Below are 23,055 nucleotides of genomic sequence, written 5' to 3' on the forward strand. Positions count from 1 at the left end.
TTTTGAATTGAATTTTAAAGATTCCCAATACTATCCAATTCTCTTTTCAAAGGTTCGATTTGTTTTGTAAAACGAGTTTTGTCATTACCAGTTAAAGATTCTCCCGTTGGCAAGTTGAGACGAAGTGCATCAACCTGAACACCATTTTTCCAGAAACGATAACAAACGTGTGGGCCTGAAGCTAAACCTGTGCTTCCAACTAAACCAATTGTCTGTCCTTGCGTAACACGTTGTCCGCGGCGAACCAAGATTTTAGACATATGTAAATATTGAGTAGAGTAGGTTCCGTTGTGTTTTACTTTTACAAAGTTTCCGTTTCCTGCAGTATATCCAGTTGCTTCAACAACTCCAGAGGCAGTTGTAGAAATTGGAGTTCCTCTTGGAGCCGCATAATCGGTTCCTTTATGTGCTTTCCAAGTATGTTGAACAGGGTGAAATCTATTCATTGTGAATCTAGAAGTGATTCGGCTGAATTTAATTGGCGTTTTTAGAAAGAAATTTTTAAGTGTTCTTCCTTGATCATCATAATATTCAATTTTGCCTGAAAGTGTATCTTTTTCAAAAGGAAATGCATAGATTATTTTTCCTTTGTATTCAAAAAAAGCTGCTTCAAGTTCCTCAACACCATCATACGTTTTTCCGTTGATGAATCTTTCAGTAAAAATTAATCCGTAGCGATCCCCTTTTTTAAGTTTGAAGAAGTCAATCGACCAAGAAAAAACTTTTGTAATTCTGCTGGCAAGCGCTGTCTCAACACTTTCGTTTCCTAAAGTTTCAGATAAAGAACTTTTTAAAACGCCACCAATTATTTTGCGTTTTAAAGTAACAGGTTTTATTTTTTTATATGCTTTTGCAATACTGTCTCTTAAATCAATAACATAATATGTTAGCGCATCAGGCTGATAAATAAAAACGTCAAGGTTGTTTGTTTTATTTTTTGAACGAAGCAAAGTGAAAGGTTTGCCGTAACGAATTGATCTAACATTAAAAGAATCTTTTACCTGTTCTACAATATCGTGTACTTTTTTGTTGCCAATATTTTGACTCTGAAAAATAGATCCAAACGAATCACCTTTTGAAATGGTGTCGTTTACAACATTAAAGTCTGCGTAATTAAAACCAAACTCTACTTTTTTAGTTTTTGGCTTCGTGATTTTAGTTTCAACTTTTTCATCCGTTTTATTGCATGAAAATACTGAGAACAAAAGGATTATAATTACAACTGCTTTTTTCAAACTTATACTTTTTTTAGGAAACTAAAGTGGTTATTCATTTCCCCAATTGGACAATTCTTCTTCGGTCCACAATTTAGGAAAAAAGATGCGTCTTTGGTATTTTGGATGCATATATTTTTGCCAGTCACTTCCTCCGGTCGCTTCACCGTTGCCTTTTCCACTTTCCAAAATATATTTTCTCGCAGTATTAAGATGCTGCATTACCCAAGTAATATTTACAGTTTTGTCATAATGGCGCATTGCCTCAATCAATTCTGTATTTTGTTGATCTTCAATAGGAAGCTGTGTGAATTTTTGCCAAATATTTTTCGTTTTAAACGATGACATTTGTCTTAAAAATTGCTCTTTGTATTTTTTTTCAAACTCGTTAAGCAAGTATGATTTTTCGCCAGTATGATAATCTTTTCCAGCCGCTTGCCAATAAAGATGTTCGAAACTGGTTTCTAAATCGGTATTTTCGTCAAAGTTTGCTTTGTATCTTCTGTCGGTCAAATTGATAACATCTGTCGATGCAAATTCAATCATTCTGTATTGTGCACTTTGAAAACCACTGGCAGGAGTAAGTGTGTTTCTGAATTTCATATATTGATCAACCTCCATTCCGTTTTCCATAATGCTGAAAGAGTTTGTTAGCATGTCGAAATAACGTGTAACTCTAGAAAGCCTTTCGCTGAAAAAATCTACCTGAATATTTTGTTCTTCAGCGATTTGATCGATTTCCCACAAAATCATTTTAAAGATTAATTCGTTTACTTGATGGTACATAATAAAAACCATTTCATCAGGAAGTGTGGTGCGCTGTATTTGTAAATTTAAAAGCGCATCGGTTTGAATGTAATCCCAATATGTAATTGGTTTTGACCAAAGCAATCCTTCTAACTGAACATCAGTTTTTTGATTTATAGCTTGGAATTTTTGATCAATTTCTTTTAAAATTGATTCGGAATGATCAGTAAGGTTCATTATTTTTTAACTTTAAATGGATTTTTTAATCCTTTATATTCATCAAGATCTGCTTTGAGTGATCCTACGGCAAGATCTGCTTTAATTCTAATAGGAACTTTGTTGTCGTCGTCTGTTATCCAGAGTGTTAGACTTTCTTTTTCTTTGAAGACTCTGCCAGTCTGTACAAGAGGTTTGAAAACCATTGTAGAAACGGTTCCAAATTTAGTCGTAATATCTTGACGGCCTACATATTTTAACTTAAATTTTGTGATTTCGTCATCAAAAAACATGTCAATTGTTATTGCTTCGCCTGATTTTAATTTGTCAATATTAGGATGATTTCTTAAGTAGTAAAATGAGGATACAATATCTTGCACATTATCAGTGATTACAATCGTTTTTTCAGATTTTCGTTTGTAATCTTTTACCAAAACCCTATTTTCTGCCTGATTAAAAAAACCTTCTTGATTTTTGGTGTAGCCACCTTCGTCAATTTTTCTAACATATCGGTATGGACTTCCAGATTCTTTGTCAAAATAGCTTTCGTACAAATCTTCGACTTTAAAGAAAAATTTTGACATACCAGTTGTGTAACCTTTACCCACGGCATGGTATACTTTTTTATTGTTTACCGTGGCATCTTTAACTTCAAGTGTGGCGTATCCGGCGTTTACAATTCCGTAATGAATTCTGAATTTAAAAAACTCTCCCGTTCCGAAAGCGTCTTCTTTTTGTGTGTCAAAACTAAAGGCTGTGAGGATGAATATAAAGAGGATTAATTTTTTCATAGTACTGTTTTACAAATATTTATGAGGATAATTGCAAATTCTATTCCAAATGTACCAAAACAAAAAAACTCAGTCAAGTAATGACTGAGTTTTTATGCTATTAACTAACCAAAAAACTATAAATTATGAAATTTATATCAATCCAAAAGGAAACCACCCCTTTTGTTTTGCGAGTGCAAAGATAGATAGAAAGTTCAAAAAATAAATAGTAAAAGTCAAGTTTAACATAACATTTGCATAAAAACCATCGATTTACAGAGAATTTTTCTACATAATGTAAAAATAATGCGTTTTTATAGTGTTCCTCTCAATTCTTGTTCTCTTTCAATTGACTCAAACAGAGCCTTAAAGTTGCCTGCGCCGAATCCTTTTGCACCCATTCTTTGAATAATTTCGAAGAAAAGGGTAGGTCGGTCCTGAACTGGCTTCGTAAAAATTTGTAAAAGGTAGCCGTCTTCGTCGGCATCGACCATGATAGCTAATTTTTCAATTTCATTAATATCTTCTTTCATCATATCCATGTGAACGCCCAATCTTTCTGGAATTGCTTCATAATATGTATGAGGAGGAGCTGACAAAAATTCAACGCCACGAGCTCTTAATTGTGATACTGTTTTAATTATATCATCTGTAGCAATAGCAATGTGCTGAATTCCAGGCCCACCATAGAAATCTAAATATTCTTCAATTTGAGATTTTTTCTTTCCTTCGGCTGGTTCGTTGATTGGGAATTTGATTCTTCCGTTTCCGTTTGACATTACTTTACTCATCAATGCAGAATATTCTGTTGTGATTTGTTTGTCATCAAAAGATAAAAAGTTTACAAATCCCATTACGTCTTCGTAGAATTTTACCCAAGTATTCATTTCATTCCAACCCACATTTCCAACCATATGATCAATGTATTTTAATCCTGTTGGTTCTGGGTTGTAATCCGATTTCCATTCTTTGTAACCTGGCAAGAAAACACCATTGTAATTTTTTCTTTCTACAAAAATGTGAACCGTTTCTCCGTAAGTGTAAATTCCAGAACGGATTACTTGACCAAATTCATCTTCTTCAACAGTTGGTTCCATAAAAGAACGTGCACCACGTTTCATTGTTTCTTCGTAAGATTTTGTAGCATCTTCAACCCAAAGTGCGGCAACTTTTACTCCATCACCATGTTTTTTCAAATGTTCGTTTATTGGAGAATCGGCTGTTAAAGGCGTTGTTAAAACAATTCTGATTTTGTCTTGTTTTAAAACATATGACGCTTTGTCTTTTACTCCAGTTTCCAAACCGGCGTAAGCCAATGACTGATATCCGAAAGCTGTTTTATAATAATGTGCAGATTGTTTTGCATTGCCTACGTAGAATTCTACATAATCTGTTCCTAATAATGGAAGGAAATCTTGCGCTCCTTCAAATATTTTTTCTAATCCGTATTCTACTGATTTAACTTCTTTACTCATGATGTTTATTTGTTTAATCGGTTAATCGTTTAATTGATTTTTCCGAAATGTTGTGTTTAGATTTTTTAACCGCAAAGTACGCAAAGGCAATCGCAAGGTTCGCAAAGGTTTTATAGCGATCTAACCGCAAAATCCTTGCGAACTTTGCGGTTAGATCAAGACGATAATTACTCAGTCCATGACTTGTAGTAATGACCATCGTCCAATCCCATAGCTTCTTCCGTTACCATTAATGGTCTGAAAGTATCAACCATAACGGCTAATTCCTGAGTTTCTTTGTGGCCAATACTACGTTCCATTGCGCCAGGCGCAGGTCCGTGCGGAATTCCTTTTGGGTGTAAAGTGATGTGACCCTGCTCAATATTATTACGGCTCATAAAATCGCCATCTACATAATATAGAACTTCGTCAGAATCTATATTGCTGTGATTGTATGGCGCTGGAATGGCTTTCGGATGATAATCGTAAAGTCTTGGGCAGAATGAACAAACGACAAAAGTTGCCGTTTCAAAAGTTTGGTGAACCGGTGGCGGTTGGTGGACACGCCCCGTTATAGGTTCAAAATTGTGAATTGAAAATCCGTATGGGAAATTATATCCGTCCCAGCCCACAACATCAAAAGGATGTGTAGCATAAACCACTTCGTGAATCATGCCTTCTTTTTTGATTTTAATTAAAAAATCACCTTTTTCGTCGTGCGTTTCCAATTCGCTTGGCAAAATAAAATCACGCTCACAAAACGGAGAATGTTCCAAATGCTGACCTGATTGATTTTTGTATCTTTTTGGAGTATAAAATGGAGAATACGATTCTACATAAAATAGTCTGTTTTCTTCCGTTTCAAATTCTATTTGATAAATGATACCACGCGGAATAATTAAATAATCGCCATATTCAAACGGAATATTTCCTAACATGGTTCTTAATTTTCCTTTTCCTTTATGGATGAAAAGCATTTCATCGGCATCGGCATTTTTGTAGAAATAATTTCGAAGCGATTCTTTCGGCGCAGCCAAACCAATAATACAGTCTTTATTGACTAACATTGCTTTTCGGCTATCTAAAAAGTCGTTTTCCGGTTTTAATTCAAAACCTTTAAAAAGTAATGATTTTATATTTTTTCCGATTGCAATTTTTGGTTCAACCGAATACGAGTTTAAAATTTCTTTTACCTGCGTTGGTCTGTGAACATGATAAGATAATGATGAATGTCCGTGAAAACCTTCAGTTCCAAATAATTGTTCGTAGTAAAAACCACCGTTTGGTTTTTCGAATTGGGTGTGTCTTTTTTGAGGAAAATCTCCAAGTTTATGATATAATGGCATGGCTTTTCAATTAGATAATTTTTAAATTAATTAGATAATTCGAAAATTTGAATTGTGTGAACAGATAATCAAGTCAACTTTAGTATTGACTAATTATCTCAATTCGATAGCTTCATTCAGGATTTCTCTTGATGAGGAATTGAAGATACTCTAATAAACCTGTCCAATTTGTTTTCATTATAACAAATGTCGTAAATTTTTGCGAGTAAAAATAGAAATTATATTATTTATAACTAAAAGATATTTTAATTTTTTTGATATAATTTTTTGATAGCAAAAAAATAGCATGATTTTATTGCACTATTCTCGTTTAAATTCTAAAACAAGAATCCAATGCTAAACCATGTAAAGCTTTTAGACATTTCTGGGGACCAAGATTGTTTGATTTCAATTGGGCCAATAATAGTTTCCAAGCCGTAACCTACAGCGTAACCCGAATATTTTGGCATCGAAATCCAATCGACTGTGGTAAATATGTCATCGCCTAGATTGGCATAATTTGCAGAGAAATTGATATGATTTTTTTTGATGAATTCGTAGTCAAGCGTAATATCGGTTTTTATATAACTGTTTCCAGCGATGCTCAAGAAATCATAACCATAGAAATAATTAAAATTATTGATTTTGCTGTAGCCGTAACCACCCAAAATAAAATCAAAATAAGGAACACTATCACTGCCAATATTAAATCCGGCGTCCGCACCAATTTTAACAGTAGCTCTTCTAAATAATGTTTTGGCAAATGCAATTTCAGCTTTTGCCATTGAAAAAGGTTTGAAATTATTGTTATAATCAGATGAGGCTAAATAAGTTTGCACGTCACTTGAGAAGTATAATCCAGAACGCGGAAAGCTTTTTTTGTCAAGTGAATCATATTTTAAATATCCAAAAACGCTGAAATAATTACTTTTATCAATTGTGTTGCCATTATTTGAAAGTGTTGGGGAATCAATTTTTAAATACTTGTATTCCAAACCGCCACCCATTAAGAATTTCTGAACAAAAATGGTCTGAAAATAGGCTTGATTAGTAAGGTCAAAAAAGTCAACGTTAATTAGATTCACATTTGGATTTGATACTTCGAGCTGACTAATGCTTCTAGTCACATTTCGGTTAAATTGATTCAATCTTGAACGAAACCCAAAACTGATGTTGAATCCGTTTTCAATATAATAGTTCAAATCGTATCTAAAGTTGTCTCCCAAAATAATGTCGAATGAAGTAACATCATTTTTTAGAAATGTTTTTTTATGAGTGAGGTTCAATAAAATGGCACTTTTATACAATCCGTCATAATGTAATCCGAGTTTTAGATACGTTTGCGTTGGATTTTCTTTTAAAACCAAGTCTAAATTATCAGCTTCGCCATTTGGCTCTAGACAATATGAAATCGTACTGAAGTTTTCAGTAGCATTTAAATTGTTAATTCCGGTTTTTAAATCGTGATAGGTAATGGTGCTTTCTGGCTTGAAACGCAATTTACCATTGATGTATTCTTTGGTATAATTGTCTAATTGGTCAACATTTATTTTTTTAATTTCTAAAGTATCCGAACTGATTTTTAGCTTGGGTTTTTTATAAAAAGTTTCTTCGTTTACCAATGATTTGATTTTTTCGTAAACAGCAAAAGTAGCTTCTTCACCTTTTCTAACTATTTCTTCGCCTTTGTCAAAAGAAATCACACCAAAATCACGAATATCTGGTTTGATATAAATATCCGTGTCTTTTACTTTGCTTTTCATTTTTTCAATGGATTGAAGATTAGTGATCTGAACTAATATTCTTGTGGCATTTTTTAATTTTTTACGATTCATCAAATCGTCTTGAACGTCAACTCCAATAATAATGTCAGCACCAAGATTTCGTACTTCTTTTATCGGATAATTGTTTACAACGCCACCGTCAACAATCAAATTGCCATCAATTTCAACTGGAGTAAATAAAGACGGAAAAGCCGCACTGGCCATCATAGCCTGTACGAGATTGCCTTTGTTGAGCAAAACTTCTTCGCCGGTTTCAATATTTGTTCCAATACATAAAAATGGAGTAGGCAGTTGATTGAAGTCGCGTACATGACGAACATTTCGGGTCAAACTGCTTAAAAGATTGTAATTGTACATTCCTTTTGAAAGCGCTTCAGGAATTCCGATTCTGAAATTACTAAAAGGCAAAGTAATGGCGTACAACTCATCATTTTTTTTGCCGTAAAAGTTTTTAGAGGAACGTGGAATGTAGTCGTTTATTAGTTCGTCAAAATTTGTTTTTTTGAAAATCGAATCAATTTGTGAAGCATTATAACCAGATGCATAAAGTCCGCCAATTACAGCCCCCATACTAGTTCCGCCAATATAATCGATTTTGATTCCAGCTTCTTCCAAAACTTTCAAAACACCAATGTGTGCAAAACCTTTTGCGCCTCCACCGCTTAAAACCAAACCAATTTTTGGTCTTTTTACGCTGTCTTGTTTTTGTTCTTGCGAAAATGATTTTTCAGGAAAAAATAAAAATATCAAAAGCACGACCGCTACGCACCAAACAGAATTTGAGAAAAATCCTTTTGATTGATTATATGCAATGTAAAGCTCGTTTGGGCGCATAAAAAATAGCTAGTTGGTTTTGTAAAAGTCGACAATTTTTTTGGCTTTTGAAACTCCTATAACAGCAGATATTTCTTTTTCTGATGCTAATTTTAATCTTTTAACACTTTTAAAATGCTGAATCAAGGTAAGCATTGTTTTTTCGCCAATGCCCGGAATACTTTCTACAGATGAATTGAGCGCTGCTTTGCTTCGTTTATCGCGATGAAATGTAATACCAAATCGGTGCGCTTCATTACGCAATTGCTGAATCACTTTTAACGTTTCTGATTTTTTGTCAAGATATAACGGAATTGAATCGCCAGGATAAAAAAGCTCTTCAAGTCGTTTTGCAATTCCAATAATGGCAATTTTTCCGCGCAAGCCTAATTCATCAATACTTTTTAGCGCTGCAGACAATTGTCCTTTACCACCATCAATGATAATTAATTGTGGTAACGGTTCATTTTCTTCTAATAATCTTTTATAGCGTCGGCCAACAATTTCGGTCATCGAAGCAAAATCATCTGGGCCTTCAACGGTTTTTACATTAAAATGTCGGTAATCTTTTTTGCTTGGTTTGCCATCTTTAAAAACCACACAAGCCGCGACCGGATTTGTTCCTTGAATATTCGAGTTATCAAAACATTCAATATGACGAGGTTCAACAGGCAATCGCAAATCTTTTTGCATTTGCGCCATAATTCTGTTAACATGACGATCTGGATCTACAATCTGTAATTGTTTCAATTGTTCGATTCGGTAGAATTTTGCATTTCGAATAGATAAATCCAGAATCTGTTTTTTGTCTCCAAGCTGTGGAACGGTTGTTTTAATATTTTCTCCCAAATCAATTTCGAACGGAACAATGATTTCTTTTGATAATAATTGAAAACGTTCACGAAGCTCAACGATTGCCAATTCTAGTAATTCTTCATCCGTTTCATCCAATTTTTTCTTCATTTCCAAAGTATGCGAACGAATAATAGAACCGTGTGAAATCTGTAAAAAGTTAACATAAGCCGCACTTTCGTCAGATACAATTGAGAAAACGTCAATATTGGTAATCTTCGGATTTACAATTGTTGATCTTGATTGGTAATTCTCAAGAACTTCGATTTTTTCTTTGATTTTCTGTGCTTCTTCAAACTGTAAATTTTCGGCATATTTTATCATCAACCGCTTGAAATCTCTCATACTTTCTTTGAAATTCCCTTTCAGAATTTCGCGGATCGCATCAACTTGCCTTTGATATTCTTCTAAAGGTTCCAAACCTTCGCACGGACCTTTGCAATTGCCAATATGATATTCCAGACAAACTTTAAATTTCCCCGAATCAATATTTGATTTATTCAAATCATAATTGCAGGTGCGTAGCGGATACAATTCTTTGATTAATTCTAAAATGGTATGAACCGTTTTGAAACTGGTGTACGGGCCAAAATATTCAGAACCGTCTTTGACCATTCTTCGCGTTGAAAATATTCTCGAAAAAGGTTCTTTTTTGATGCAAATCCAAGGATAACTTTTATCATCACGAAGCAACACATTATATCGTGGTTGCAATGTTTTAATTAAATTGTTTTCTAATAAAAGTGCATCGGTTTCAGTGGGAACAACGATGTGTTTTATAGTAACAATTTTCTTGACCAAAACATTCGTTTTGGCTGTATCATGAATTTTATTGAAGTAGGATGAAACCCTTTTTTTTAAGTTTTTTGCTTTTCCAACATATAAAATCTTCCCGTCTTTATCATAATACTGATACACGCCAGGATTATCTGGCAAGGTTAGAATTTGAAGGTCTAAGGATGATTTTTGCATTCTTTTTTGTTTCTGAGGAAAGGTGATGAGCATTTTCAAAAATCATTCCGATTTCTCAAAAAAAGCGCTGCATCGATTTAGTTTCAAATTTACAAAATCAAAAGAATAATTTCTATATTTAGCTTTTATAATTCTACATGAAAAATAGTAAGCCTTTGGTTATCTTCGACGAGACAATTTTGCCTGGAGAAAGCAGAACAATTAATGTCGAAATCGCAAGATTGCATACCACTACAAAACTGAACATTCCGGTAATTGTGCGCCGTTCAAAGATTGAAGGTCCTGTTGTTTTATTTTCGGCAGGAATTCATGGCGATGAAATAAATGGTGTTGAAATTGTGCGGCAAGTTATCAGCAAAAAAATAAATAAACCAGCCCGCGGTACCATTATTTGTATTCCAATTATCAACATGTATGGTTTTGTAAATAAATCGCGCGAGTTTCCTGATGGACGCGATTTAAACCGAGTTTTTCCGGGAAGCAAAAAAGGTTCTCTCGCAAGCCGATTTGCTTATCATATCGTTGAAGAAATTTTACCAATTTTAGATTACGCAGTTGATTTTCATGCCGGAGGTGCAAGCCGATTTAATGCTCCGCAAATTCGAATCACCGAAAACAATCCTGAATTGAAAGTTTTAGCCGATGTTTTTAACGCGCCTTTTACTTTGTATTCAAAAAATATAAGCGGTTCGTTTAGAAAAACTTCTGAAAATGCCAATGTCAAAATGCTTCTTTTTGAAGGTGGAAAATCTTTAGACATCAATAATGATATTGCAAATGAAGGTGTTCTTGGTGTAAAACGATTATTGAATTATCTTGGAATGCTCGACTCAAAGCAACTTGTCGAAGCTGCACCAATACCTTCTATTTATATTAAATATTCTTTTTGGCTACGAGCTAAATGTTCAGGTTTACTGCATGATTTTAATTTGGTTGGAAAATTTGTGACCAAAGGAACTATCTTGGCCATTATCACTGATCCCTTTGGTAAGTTTGAACAAAAAGTAAAAGCGCCTCACGACGGTTTTGTAATTAATGCCAATCATTCGCCAATTGTGTACGAAGGCGATGCGATTTATCATTTATCTAAAAATAGCCCTGTACATGACGACGAATAAAAAAGAACTTAGATTGCATTATAAAAACCTCAGAAAAGCACTTTCTGAAGAGGAAATTGAAGAGAAAAGTCTGGCTGTAGCCAATAATTTAATTCAGTTGCCAATTTGGGATAAAACTTATTTTCATGTTTTTCTTCCAATAGTAGAACATAAAGAAGTTGATACGGAATTTGTACTGCATTTGCTTTCGGGAAAAGATAAAGAAATTGTGATTTCGAAAAGTGATTTTGAAACCAGAGAAATGACTCATTTTTTACTGACAGATAATACCAAAATCAAAAAAAACGAGTATAATATTCCAGAACCTGTAAACGGACTTCAGGTTCCGAGTTCAAATATTGATGTTGTTTTTGTGCCGCTTTTAGCATTTGATATCCACGGAAACCGAGTGGGTTACGGTAAAGGTTTCTACGATAAATTTTTATCTGAATGCCGACAAGAAACTATAAAAATTGGACTTTCTTTTTTTGAGGCCGAAAATCAAATCGATGATGTTTTTGAATCGGATGTGAAATTGGATTATTGCGTGACGCCTGAGAAGGTTTACGAGTTTTAATAAATCTTCTCCAACGATTGTCGATATGCTGGACGTAGACGCACTGCTGGGCGCCTCTACGATATGCGTTGGGTTGATAATTTAGATAGCAATAATTTCCGCAATCAAAATCGTAGAGACGCACAGCAGTGCGTCTACACAAAGTTTGTCAATATGCATTGAGGAAATAACTATTGGTATAAATAAATTTTTAATTGATTCTGAATTGAATTTATATTTACTTATATCACTTATATGGTTTAAAACCAAAAAAAAGAAAATCCCAAACCTCAATTTTACAATTGGAATTTGGGATTTTTTATTTGAAATTTTAAAACTTATTTCACTTCTTTAATAGTCGAACCATCAATCCAGCCTTCGGTTCCATCGGTTAATTCGATTTTTTTCCATTGGCCTAAAACTTCGGTTACATACACTTTTGCACCTTCGTGTAATAAGAAAATGGCAGAACCACCTTTTTGAGGTTCACTTCGAACTTCGCTCATTTCAGCAAATACAATTGCCGGACGATCATTGTCAAAATGGCTTTTTTCAGACATTCCAGCCGAAACACTCAATGCCAACGCCACCAAAAGAACAAACATTCCGATGAAGTAAATTCGTTTTGAAAGTGTAAGCTGTGAAAAATAATAACCAATAAAACTCAGCAAGAAAAGAAATGCAATTCCAACAGAAATTTTTGCCCAAGTATTATAATTAAAAATGCCAGTAAAGTTCTGGATCAGCTTTGCAAAACCTACTTTTGGAACTTCTTTAATCTCGTCGATTGTTAGTTTTTTGGCAAACTTTAAATTGTTCAGCGTTTCTGGATCATGAGGTTTTAAAACTAAAGCTTTCTCATAATTATAAATTGCTGGAGCCACTTTATTCAGCTTATAATAACTATTAGCCAAATTAAAATACAACTCAGCCGATTCTTGCTTGTTTTCTTTTATAACACCTTCATATGCCAGAACAGCTTCCTGATAATTGCCTCTTTGGTACATCGCATTTCCTTTTTCAAAGCTGCTCTGAGCAAAGAAAACTTGTGTGATTAATAAAAAGAGATATACTATATTTTTCATTTTCTAGATTTGTAATACGATTTTCAACTTTGCGAACTTAAAACGGCGCAATCTAAATCAAATTTCTTAGCTCCCGATAGCTATCGGGATTGCGGTTAAAAAATTAAACAATTTGCTTTTCTAATTCTGAAATAATCAAAACAGCTTTATCAAAATCCTGCTGAATCGAAGCACTTGATGCCGGAGCATATCTTGCAAATTCGCAGTTTTCAGTCAAATTAATAAAACTCTGAACCGATTCTGGATTTGCATTTCTAGATAATAGCAACTCGCGAATATTGTCTTTGCTCATTTCCGAAGTTTCAATATGCAGTTTTGCTTTCAGGAAATTATGCATCGCTTTCTCCAAAGCAATATAAAATGGCTCTTTATTATTAAGCTGTTTTTTAGCTTCAGATAAATATTTCTTCGCCAGTTTGTTATTCATTTTAATTCGGTTTCCAGCAACGTCGCCATCAATAGCTTCTTTTTTCTTCTTAGCAATAATGATAATTGGCAAAATAATGAAAGGCGATAAAAGCAATGCATAATATAAATCAGAACCGTAAAAATCATCTTTTTCGACAGAAACTAATGTAGTTCTAGATTTGATGTATTTAAACTGATCTGTTTTTGAAATAATATTTTTAGCAGCACTTGCTGTACTGTTTGCTTCCGCCTGCATTGGTCCGTCTAAAACGTCAATCGCAATTTCTTGTGAAGTAATTGTTTTGTATGAACCTGTGCTTAGGTCAAAATAAGAAAACTGCATTGGTTTGATAATGTATTTTCCTTTATACTGTGGCACAATAGTGTACTTGTCAGATATTCTTCCTGACATTCCAGCTAATGAAGTTGTAATTTTTTCATCATGAACGGGGTCGTACATTTCCAAGGCATTTGGCACAACTGGTTTTGGCAAAGTAAACAATTTCATGTTTCCAGTTCCATTTGCACTCACAATTAAATCAAGACCTTCGCCACTTTTTACACTTGTTTTTGAAGGCGTAACCACGAAATTAAATTTACCAACTGCACCGCTGAAACCTTCTGGTTTTCCAGTTTCAGGAAGTGGTCTCACGTTTATAGTTTTGGCTCCAGCCGAAACAACTTTATTATCATCAACTACGATTTGCTGGCCAAACATATCACGACGATTTGTAGGCAATTGTACGCCAATGTCTAATGAAAGTGGTTCGATCGTTAATTTTCCTGATTTTTGAGGATATAGAATGGTTTTTTTCAAGATTACAAAATAACATCTCTGACCTTGAAAAGTTCCTTCTTCAATGGATAATTGTTTGATGTCAATATTTTGATTCCAGAAATCATTGTATTTTGGTTTTGCCAATTCTTTAAAACCGGTAACGCCAATATTATTGAAATACAATTTATAAACAACCGTAATTGGTTCGTTTAGATACGGATTTGTTTTTGAAATTTCGGCAACAAGATTAAGTGTTTCACTGCCTTGTCCTTGAGGTCTGTCATTTGGATCTCTTTCTTGAGCAACGGCATTTGTGACAACAATTTTTATAGGAGAAGTTTTGTAGATCTGCCCATTAAATTCAATTGCAGCCTGGCGTATCGTTACATTCCCTTTTTTGTCAGGTTGTAAAATATAAGAGTATATTTTTTGAAAAGAGCTTCGGCCATTTATCCATGATTGACTAATCTGCTGGCTTGGCCCGGCTACAATTTTAAATCCTTCAAAATTAGGTTGTTCAAAGTTGTCTCCATCAACATTCATGATGAAGTCAATTCGAAGCCTTTCATTGAGTCCAAGCGTGTTTTTACTGACTCTGGCTTCAAACTGAACTTGAGCCAAAAGTCCTTGAAAAGTGAATAGAAATAAAATTAAAAATCTTTTCATTAAGTTGTTTAATCGTTTATTTGTTTTAACCGTTTAATCGTTTTTTATATTGTTTAATCGTTTAACTGTTTATTCGATTAAACAAATAAACGGTTAAACGATTAACCCAAAAATCCTACCAGTCTTTTTCAGCTTTCTTAGGGCTTCCTTTTACTTTTTGGGCGTTTACTTTATCTTGAATTTTCTTTTCTTCGTTGTTTACGGCATCCAATAAATTCTGAACTCGTTCTTTAGATATTCCTCCAGGCTGTGGTTTCGGTTGTCCGTTGTTGTCTGATTTGTCATCTTTCTTCGGATCATTTTTACCATCTTTTTTGTCCTTATCTGGATCGCCTTTGTCGTCTTTTTTATCTTTATCCTTGTCCTTGTTTTTATCTTTGTCCTTGTCTTTGTCTTTATTTTTATCCTTGTCTTTATCCTTTTTGTCTTTGTCCTTATTTTTATCGTTTTTAGGCGGATTTTCTTTTAGTTTTTGTTTGGCTAAAGCATAATTATAACGCGTTTCGTCATCTGTTGGGTCATTTCGAAGTGCTTCTTTATACGCTTCAACAGCTTGCGTATAATCTTTTTCTTTCATGAAAACATTTCCTAAATTGTGATATGCTTTGTGTTTTTCAGGACGTGTTTTGGCATTTTTTATCGCTTTCGCAAAAGCATATTTAGCTTCCGAAATCTGGTTTTGTTTGTATATCGTATTTCCTAAATTGTATGAAGCAGCCGCTTTTTTTGGAAATTTTGACTGCGAAATTCTGTAATTAGCTTCGGCATCAACAAATTTATTCTGTTTATATTCTTCGTTCCCGTCTGGCAATGTTTTGTCTTTCTCCTGAGCAGAAACTGCTAAAGAAAACGTTAGTAAAATATAAAGAAGTAAATTTTTCATTCTAAATTTTTATTTTTTTGTTCCAAGATTTTAGCAGAACAATTATTTCTTTTCGTTAAATAAATTCAACTCTTTTATCCAATTTGTTTTTCTTTCCAATAAGAAAATGTCCAAGAATAATAGCAGAAAAGCAAAACAAAGGAACCATTGAAATTGCGATTGAAATTCGGCCATTTGTGTTGCTTCAAATTCTGTTTTCTGGATATTGTTCAAAGCGTTTTTTACGTAATCCAAAACTTCTTTAGTATTTCCGCCGTAAACATAACCACCTTTTGTTGCTTTTGCAATCGTTTTTAAGCCTTCTTGATTTAATTTAGTGATTACAATTGCTCCATTTTGATCTTTTTGATGATTTCTTACAATTCCATTTTCTTTTAATGGAATAGTACCTCCTTTTTCAGTTCCAATACCAATTGTAATGATTTTCATTCCCAATTTGTTGGCTTCTTCTGCGGCAGCAATTGCGCCTTCAGAATGATCTTCTCCATCAGAAATCAAAATCAATAGTTTGCTTGTTTTGCTTTTTTCATCAAAATAAGTTGCTGATAATCGAATTGCTTCATCAAGCGAAGTTCCTTGAGACGAAACCATATCTGGACTCATACTTTGAAGGAACATTTTAGCAACGCTGTAATCGGTAGTAATTGGCAAAACCGGGAAAGCACTTCCTGCGTATGCCACAATTCCAATTCGGTCGCTTCCTAACTGATTGATAATTTGCGAAACAATTTGCTTGCTTTTTTCTAAACGGCTTGGTGCAACATCTTCAGCAAGCATACTTTTAGAAACGTCGACAGCAAAAACAATATCAATACCTTCACGTTTTACGGTTTCCATTTTAGTCCCAATCTTCGGATTCACTAAACCTATAATTAAGCAGGCAAGTGCTAAAAGTATAATCGATAATTTTAATACTGGTTTGAAAACAGAACTTTCAGGGCTCAGCTTTTTGACCATTTCGACATCACCAAATTCGCGTTGTTTTTTTCGCTTCCAATATACATTGAAAAGAAAAATACAAACCAAAATTGGCAGTAAGAATAAAAGGTATAAATATTTTTTTTCGTCTAATTCCATTTCTTAATTCTAGTTTTCAGTTTTCAGTTACAGTTTTCAGCTGTAAGCTGAGAACCGTGACTGTGACTAAAATATTAAATAAAGCTTCTGTAAACTGTATTTCTTAAACCAACTTCTAACAGCAATAAAAGAACTGCGAATGAAACAAAAAATCTATATTTTTCGTCATAATCGTAGAACTTTAATTCTTGTATTTCGGTTGTTTCTAATTTGTTGATTGCGTTGTAAATTTGGGCAAGTCTGTCGTTGCTTGTTGCTCTAAAATACGTTCCATCCGTTTTGCGGGCGATGCTTTTCATTAACTGCTCGTCAATTTCTACTTTTTGCAATTTAAATAGGAATCCGCCGTTAGGTCCATACGCATATGGAGATTCAGCCATTCCATTACTTCCAATTCCAATTGTGTAAACTTTGATTCCGTATTGTTTTGCAATATCGGCAGCAGTTTCTGGCTCAATAAATCCGGCATTATTAACACCATCCGTCAATAAAATAATAACACGGCTTTTTGCTTTGCTATCTTTAAGACGATTTACTGCTGTTGCAAGGCCCATTCCAATTCCGGTTCCGTCTTGCAATGCATTATCATACTTAATTTCTTTAATTGCTTCTAAAATAATCGCTTTGTCACTTGTAACAGGTGTTTTTGTATACGCTTCAGAAGCATATAAAACCAACCCGATTCGATCATTTGGTCGTTCTCCAACAAAATCTGCAGCAACTCTTTTTAAAGCTTCCATACGGTTTGGCTTTAAATCTTTTGCCAGCATACTTCCAGAAACGTCAATTGCCATTACAATATCAATTCCTTTAGTTGTTTTGGTTTGATTGCTCACATCAACCGTTCTTGGTCTTGCTAAAGCAATAATCAAAGAACATAATGCAAGAATTCTGAAAACATATAAGCTAGGTTTTAGTTTTACCAGCAATGATTCGCTGTTTTTAAAACCTGTTGTCGAACTCATTTTTAAAGTTGCAGATTGCTGATTTCTTTTCCAAAAATACCAAGCAATGACAACCGGAATCAAAAGAAACAGCCAAAAGAATTCTGGATTTAAAAAAGTGATCTTTCCCATTAGTTGCTAGCTTTTTTAAGTTCAACAGAATTTAAAATTCGGTCAGTAATAGTATTTCCATAGCTGTCGCCTTCTTCATGCGAAATGATAATTTGCTGTAATCCTTGTTCTTGTTTGAACAGAAGAATTTCATAATACACTTTTGTACTGCTTTTAGTAATAGGATTTATAACCGTCATTGTGCCGTATCCTTTTAAGCCCTGGACGCCTTCGTTTGTTTGATAATCTTCTTGTTTTACAATAATATTTTGTCCGCCTTGAGCTTCAATGATTTTTAATGAACCTTCTAACGTTTTAGCCAAATCAATTTCTGTTGGAGTTTTAAATTTACTCGTTGAAATTGCAATATAAAAATTGTCAGTCATGCCTCCATAAACAAAAAGTTGCATTTCCTTAATCAACGCCATGGCATCTTTCGGAAGAACTTTCAACGGATCCATTCGTTTTAAAACTTTTGGAGTTTCAATTAAAACGCCAGGATTTCCGTATTCACTTTTTACCCATTCGCTTTCTAGAAGACGCTTGGTTGGGTTCAATAAAATGGTATCTTTTACATTCGTGAAACCTTTTACAGCAATCCAAACGGCTGTTGTTGCAATCAATAAACCAATAACAGAGGCTACAGCAATAGAAATACGTTTGTTTCTTTGTTTCTTTAATTGAAGTTTTATCTGCTTTTGTCTTTGAGCTTCATTTAGTAATTCATCTTCTTCTGATGGAATTTCAGTCGGAATTGCATTATCCAGCGTTAAAATTACTTTTTGGATTTTGTTTCTGTCATCAGTAATTTCAAAATCTAATGGTTTTGATTTTGCAAATTTTACTAAATCGGCCTGACGTAAAACGCGTTCTAAATTTTCAACCGTTTCCGGCGTTAAAGTCATTTTCTTTTTAGTCGATGCTGTTCTGATGGCTTGAATTAGTTCTGAAGTTGTGCTTTCCATTGCTGGAATGTGAATGGCTTCTTCGATATAATTTCTGGCAATATCAGTTAGTTCGCTGTAGTATTCTTTGATTTCACCTTTTTGAACCAATTCTTTTTGTTCCAAGTTGTTTAAAAGGCTTGTCGCTTTTTCGATTGGCGTTTTATAAACTTCTTCTTCGATTTTCTTTTGTTGGCGTTTTTTTACGTACCAATACACAAAAGCACCGATTCCAAGAATAATTAATACTGCTAAAACATATTTCCACCAATTTCCAAGACCTTCGTCTCCAGTACTGATGTCTTTGATGTCGTACATTTTTTGCTGTAAAGTATCGACTTTTACATTGGCAACTTCAACTTTAATAGAATCAGAGAAAAATGGCTTTTTGTCGATTAAAATCTTAACTGGCGGAATAGTATATTTTCCAGAATCAAATTGTGTTAGTCCATATTTTTTGATCAGCTCATAATTGCCGTCTTTCTTTACCGTATCAATAGGATAAGATTGAATAACTTCTAAAGGCCCAAATGTTTTTTGTTTAGGAAAAACAACTTTCGATTTTGAACTTACAACTGTTTTCAGCGTAAGTTTAAACTCGGCGCCAATTTTGTTTTTAGTAGTATCGATGCTTGTTTCAACTTGTTTTTGCTGCGCAAAACCTGCCGAAGTAAGTAAAAATAAAAATATGTAAAATTTTAATTTCATTTGATTAACGATTGAAGATTAACGATTTTTGATTTTTGATTTTTCCTAAGATTGTCAATAGTTTCTAAAATGGTAATCTTTAATTTTTATGAATTATTTTTTGATGTTTTAATACTTGATACAAAAATTGAGATTAATTGATTCGCTTCTTCTTTTGCTTTTGTTAGACTCTCTAAATCTGCTGTCAGGTTTGCTTTTTCTATTATTTTTAAACAAACAAATGTTTCTCTTAATTCTTTCAGGCAAATTCCCATTTTATGAATAAAATCTTTTTTGCTTTCTGCACTTTGCGCTTCACCATAATTTAAAGCTGGTGATGTACTAGAACGGGTTATTTGTCCTAATAAATGATTCCCAGCGTAGTTTTTTTCAAATTTAATAGTGAGTCTTATTATGCTTGCGGCAAAATCAATCAATCTATTTTCTAATTGTTGTTTATTCATTTTTTAAATCTTAAGCATCTACATCCATCAAAAATCAAAAATCTTTATCTCGATTTGAAATAGCCTAATAATTTAGTTACATAATTTTCGTCGACTCTGGAATTTACTACACCAGCGCCCGATTTACTAAATGTTTCTTTGAAATAATTTACTCTTTCTTGATAGTGTTTTTCGTAATTCATTCGAACCGTTTTTGATCCTGTGTCAACCAGAATTGTTTTTCCGGTTTCAGCATCAAGCATATTTACCATTCCTAAATTTGGAATTTTTTCTTCGCGAATATCATACACACGAACTCCTGTAAGGTCATGTTTTTTTGAAGCAATTTTTAATGTTTGCTCGTAGTTTTCAGACATAAAATCTGAAATCATAAAAACAATGGCTTTCTTTTTCTGAGTTCCGGATAAAAATTTCAAAGCTTCAGAAATATCCGTTTTGTTGCTTTTAGGTTCAAATTCGATTAATTCACGAATGATTCTCAAAACATGCGAACGGCCTTTTTTTGGAGGAATGTACAATTCGACATTATCAGAAAACAAGATTAATCCAATCTTGTCATTGTTTTGTGTAGCCGAAAAAGCCATCGTTGCCGCAATTTCGGTTACGATGTCTTTTTTAAATTGGCTTTTTGAACCAAAACTTTCTGAACCCGAAATATCAACCATTAAAACCATGGTCAATTCGCGTTCTTCTTCAAAAACTTTAACGTGAGCTTCATTGTAGCGTGCGGTTACATTCCAATCGATGTTACGAATATCATCGCCATATTGGTATTGACGCACCTCGCTAAAAGTCATCCCGCGCCCTTTAAATGAAGAATGGTACTCTCCCGAAAAGATATGATTGCTCAGTCTTTTGGTTTTGATTTCTATTTTCCGTACTTTTTTTAAAAGCTCTTTTGTATCCATTTTTTATTAGTGTTCAGTGATCAGTTAGAAAGTGTTCAGTGAAGTTCAAAATCTAAAAGGTCTTTCTGTCTTTTGTTAGTGTTCAAGAATCAAAGTATCAGTTTGCTGACTGAATACTAAAACCTGAACACTGAGCACTTTTTTTAAGGTACTTCAATCTCGTTTACGATTTTGTTGATAATGTCTACAGAAGTAATGTTTTCGGCTTCAGCCTCATATGTTATTCCAACTCTGTGACGTAAAACATCGTGTACAACAGCACGAACGTCTTCTGGAATTACATATCCGCGACGTTTGATGAAAGCGTAACATTTAGCTGCATTTGCTAAATTGATACTTCCACGCGGCGATGCTCCAAAACTGATAAGAGGTTTTAAGTCGGCTAATTTGTACTTCTCTGGATAACGAGTAGCAAAGATGATATCTAAGATATATTTTTCGATTTTTTCGTCCATGTAAACTTCACGAACAGCTTCTTGCGCGCGCAAAATTTGATCTACAGAAACTACAGGATTTACTTTTTCATAACTTCCTTTTAAATTTTGGCGAATTACAAAACGTTCTTCGTCAATTTTTGGGTAGTCAATTACGGTTTTCAACATGAAACGGTCAACTTGCGCTTCAGGAAGTTGGTACGTTCCTTCTTGCTCAACAGGGTTTTGAGTTGCCAATACTAAAAACGGACGATCTAATTTGAAAGTCGTGTCACCAATAGTTACTTGTTTTTCCTGCATCGCCTCCAAAAGTGCAGACTGAACTTTTGCTGGAGCACGGTTGATCTCATCGGCAAGTACGAAGTTGGCAAAAATTGGCCCTTTTTTAATAGAAAATTCGTTTGCTTTGATGTTGTAGATCATTGTCCCAATAACATCGGCAGGTAATAAATCCGGAGTAAACTGGATACGGCTGAAAGAACCTTGAACTGCTTGAGAAAGTGTGTTAATTGCTAAAGTCTTTGCCAAACCAGGAACACCTTCTAATAAAATGTGCCCTTGTCCTAAAAGACCAATTAATAAACGTTCGACCATATGTTTCTGGCCCACAATAACTTTGTTCATTTCCATTGTAAGAAGGTCTATAAAAGCACTTTCTCTTTCAATTTTTTCATTTATCGCTCTAATGTCTAAAGTCGTTGTATTTTCTTCCATATAAATATTTTTAAAAGCCTTTTTGAACCTTTGATTTTTACGCCTTGTTTTTGAGAGTGCAAATTGAATATTTTTTGAGAAGTAAGATGTTAAAGAATGGTTAAAACTTCGACCAAAGACCTAATTTTAAGGACGAATTGTGAATCTATTTTTATATTTTTAAGAACTTTGATGGATATGTTTTTAAAAAGCATATTTATTACCAAAAATAACGCAATATAACCATGAGCAAAACAACATTATCGCCTATTATTTCAGGCACTATGAATTGGGGAATCTGGGACAAAAACCTTTCAACTAAAGAAATGGAAAACTTGATACAAATTAGTATCGAAAACAAAATTACCACTTTTGATCACGCCGATATTTACGGCGATTATACCACCGAAGCTGATTTTGGAAAAGCCTTCAAAGCAAGTAAAATTTCCCGAGAAAAATTACAATTAATTACCAAGTGCGGTATTCAGATGATTGCTGAAAAACGACCGGAAAACAAAATCAAACATTATGATTATTCTAAAGACTATATAATTTGGTCTGTAGAAGAATCGCTTAAAAAGCTAAAAACAGATTATATTGATGTGTTTTTACTGCACAGACCAAGTCCGCTAATGCAAGCTGATGAAATTGCTGAAGCAGTTGAGAAATTAAAATCGGATGGGAAAATTATTGATTTCGGACTTTCGAATTTTACTAATTCTCAAACGGAATTAATTCGCCAGAAAACAGAAGTAAGCTATAATCAGGTGCAATTTTCGGCAACGCATTTTGAGCCAATGGTTGACGGAAGTTTGGATTATATGCAGACGCACGGAATTCGCCCGTTATCTTGGAATCCGCTTGGAACTGTTTTTAGAGAAGATACCAAAAAAACACGTCGATTGAAAAAACTGTTTTCAGTGTTATTAGAAAAATATCATTTGGGTGCAGATACACTTTTGTTGGCTTGGATTTTAAAACATCCAGCAGGCGTTATTCCAATTGCAGGAACGGTTAACGTTGCCAGAATTCAATCTTTATTGAAAGCGGTTGAATTAGATATGGACAAGGAAGACTGGTTTGCAATCTGGACGGAAAGCATGGGCGACGATGTGCCTTAATTTTTAGTATTCAGTTTACAGTTTTTAGTGTTCAGCTAAAAAGCTATTAAAA

The 23,055-nt window shown here is 33.9% G+C and carries 19 protein-coding genes; 3 read left to right on the plus strand and 16 right to left on the minus strand.

Features of this window, described 5'->3' with window-relative positions; genetic code table 11:
* Nucleotides 1–14 precede the first annotated feature (14 nt).
* The 7 genes from RB619_RS11775 to uvrC all read right to left on the minus strand — a co-directional run bounded on the left by RB619_RS11775 (nt 15) and on the right by uvrC (nt 10,147).
* Complete coding sequence (locus RB619_RS11775) at nt 15–1,235, minus strand: peptidoglycan DD-metalloendopeptidase family protein (protein WP_308097643.1); 1,221 nt, start codon at nt 1,233–1,235, stop codon at nt 15–17.
* A gap of 30 nt (nt 1,236–1,265) precedes the next feature.
* Entirely contained in the window at nt 1,266–2,198 is a 933-nt protein-coding gene (locus tag RB619_RS11780; protein WP_308097645.1) for a tryptophan 2,3-dioxygenase family protein, read from the minus strand.
* Nucleotides 2,198–2,968 (minus strand): DUF3108 domain-containing protein, encoded by a 771-nt coding sequence (locus RB619_RS11785; RefSeq protein ID WP_308097647.1) that lies wholly within the window; start codon nt 2,966–2,968, stop codon nt 2,198–2,200. Before RB619_RS11785 ends, RB619_RS11780 begins: the two co-directional genes overlap by 1 nt.
* A 293-nt stretch (nt 2,969–3,261) precedes the next feature.
* Nucleotides 3,262–4,422, minus strand: a complete 1,161-nt coding sequence (hppD, locus tag RB619_RS11790; RefSeq protein ID WP_179004192.1) for a 4-hydroxyphenylpyruvate dioxygenase — start codon at nt 4,420–4,422, stop codon at nt 3,262–3,264.
* 167 nt (nt 4,423–4,589) lie between these two features.
* On the minus strand, nt 4,590–5,747 hold the full coding sequence (locus RB619_RS11795; protein ID WP_308097650.1) for a homogentisate 1,2-dioxygenase: 1,158 nt from the start codon (nt 5,745–5,747) through the stop codon (nt 4,590–4,592).
* A 317-nt stretch (nt 5,748–6,064) separates the two neighbouring features.
* Nucleotides 6,065–8,344 carry a patatin-like phospholipase family protein gene (locus RB619_RS11800; protein ID WP_308097651.1) on the minus strand — a complete coding sequence of 760 codons (2,280 nt, stop codon included), beginning with the start codon at nt 8,342–8,344 and terminating at the stop codon, nt 6,065–6,067.
* 9 nt (nt 8,345–8,353) lie between these two features.
* The gene (gene uvrC, locus RB619_RS11805) at nt 8,354–10,147 is read right to left on the minus strand and encodes an excinuclease ABC subunit UvrC (RefSeq protein ID WP_308097653.1); all 1,794 of its coding nucleotides are present in this window, start codon (nt 10,145–10,147) and stop codon (nt 8,354–8,356) included.
* A gap of 137 nt (nt 10,148–10,284) precedes the next feature.
* Between uvrC and RB619_RS11810 the strand changes: the two genes are divergently transcribed.
* Together RB619_RS11810 and RB619_RS11815 are read left to right on the plus strand one after the other, a co-directional pair.
* Nucleotides 10,285–11,265, plus strand: a complete 981-nt coding sequence (locus RB619_RS11810; RefSeq protein ID WP_308097655.1) for a succinylglutamate desuccinylase/aspartoacylase family protein — start codon at nt 10,285–10,287, stop codon at nt 11,263–11,265.
* Nucleotides 11,252–11,821 carry a 5-formyltetrahydrofolate cyclo-ligase gene (locus RB619_RS11815; RefSeq protein WP_308097658.1) on the plus strand — a complete coding sequence of 190 codons (570 nt, stop codon included), beginning with the start codon at nt 11,252–11,254 and terminating at the stop codon, nt 11,819–11,821. The genes RB619_RS11810 and RB619_RS11815 overlap by 14 nt, the downstream gene beginning before the upstream one ends.
* A gap of 317 nt (nt 11,822–12,138) precedes the next feature.
* Here the strand turns inward: RB619_RS11815 and RB619_RS11820 are convergent, their stop codons facing one another.
* The 9 genes from RB619_RS11820 to RB619_RS11860 form a co-directional block, all read right to left on the minus strand.
* Complete coding sequence (locus tag RB619_RS11820) at nt 12,139–12,885, minus strand: tetratricopeptide repeat protein (RefSeq protein ID WP_308097660.1); 747 nt, start codon at nt 12,883–12,885, stop codon at nt 12,139–12,141.
* Between the two features lie 103 nt (nt 12,886–12,988).
* Nucleotides 12,989–14,737: a BatD family protein gene (locus tag RB619_RS11825; protein ID WP_308097661.1), complete on the minus strand. Its 1,749-nt coding sequence runs from the start codon at nt 14,735–14,737 to the stop codon at nt 12,989–12,991.
* Between the two features lie 115 nt (nt 14,738–14,852).
* Entirely contained in the window at nt 14,853–15,620 is a 768-nt protein-coding gene (locus RB619_RS11830; RefSeq protein ID WP_308097662.1) for a tetratricopeptide repeat protein, read from the minus strand.
* Nucleotides 15,621–15,662: 42 nt separating this feature from the next.
* The gene (locus RB619_RS11835; protein WP_308097664.1) at nt 15,663–16,697 is read right to left on the minus strand and encodes a VWA domain-containing protein; all 1,035 of its coding nucleotides are present in this window, start codon (nt 16,695–16,697) and stop codon (nt 15,663–15,665) included.
* Nucleotides 16,698–16,771: 74 nt separating this feature from the next.
* Nucleotides 16,772–17,773: a VWA domain-containing protein gene (locus RB619_RS11840; protein ID WP_308097665.1), complete on the minus strand. Its 1,002-nt coding sequence runs from the start codon at nt 17,771–17,773 to the stop codon at nt 16,772–16,774.
* Nucleotides 17,773–19,404, minus strand: a complete 1,632-nt coding sequence (locus tag RB619_RS11845) for a hypothetical protein (protein ID WP_308097667.1) — start codon at nt 19,402–19,404, stop codon at nt 17,773–17,775. Before RB619_RS11845 ends, RB619_RS11840 begins: the two co-directional genes overlap by 1 nt.
* An 86-nt stretch (nt 19,405–19,490) precedes the next feature.
* The gene (locus RB619_RS11850) at nt 19,491–19,847 is read right to left on the minus strand and encodes a four helix bundle protein (protein WP_308097669.1); all 357 of its coding nucleotides are present in this window, start codon (nt 19,845–19,847) and stop codon (nt 19,491–19,493) included.
* Nucleotides 19,848–19,891: 44 nt separating this feature from the next.
* Complete coding sequence (locus RB619_RS11855) at nt 19,892–20,755, minus strand: DUF58 domain-containing protein (protein ID WP_308097671.1); 864 nt, start codon at nt 20,753–20,755, stop codon at nt 19,892–19,894.
* 143 nt (nt 20,756–20,898) lie between these two features.
* Complete coding sequence (locus RB619_RS11860; protein WP_142451507.1) at nt 20,899–21,903, minus strand: MoxR family ATPase; 1,005 nt, start codon at nt 21,901–21,903, stop codon at nt 20,899–20,901.
* Between the two features lie 224 nt (nt 21,904–22,127).
* Here RB619_RS11860 and RB619_RS11865 point away from each other — a divergent pair, with 224 nt between their 5' ends.
* Nucleotides 22,128–23,003, plus strand: coding sequence for an aldo/keto reductase (locus tag RB619_RS11865; RefSeq protein WP_308097672.1), 876 nt, complete (start codon nt 22,128–22,130; stop codon nt 23,001–23,003).
* Nucleotides 23,004–23,055: the final 52 nt, after the last annotated feature.

It is taken from the genome of Flavobacterium sp. LHD-80 (assembly GCF_030929605.1).
GTDB lineage: Bacteria > Bacteroidota > Bacteroidia > Flavobacteriales > Flavobacteriaceae > Flavobacterium.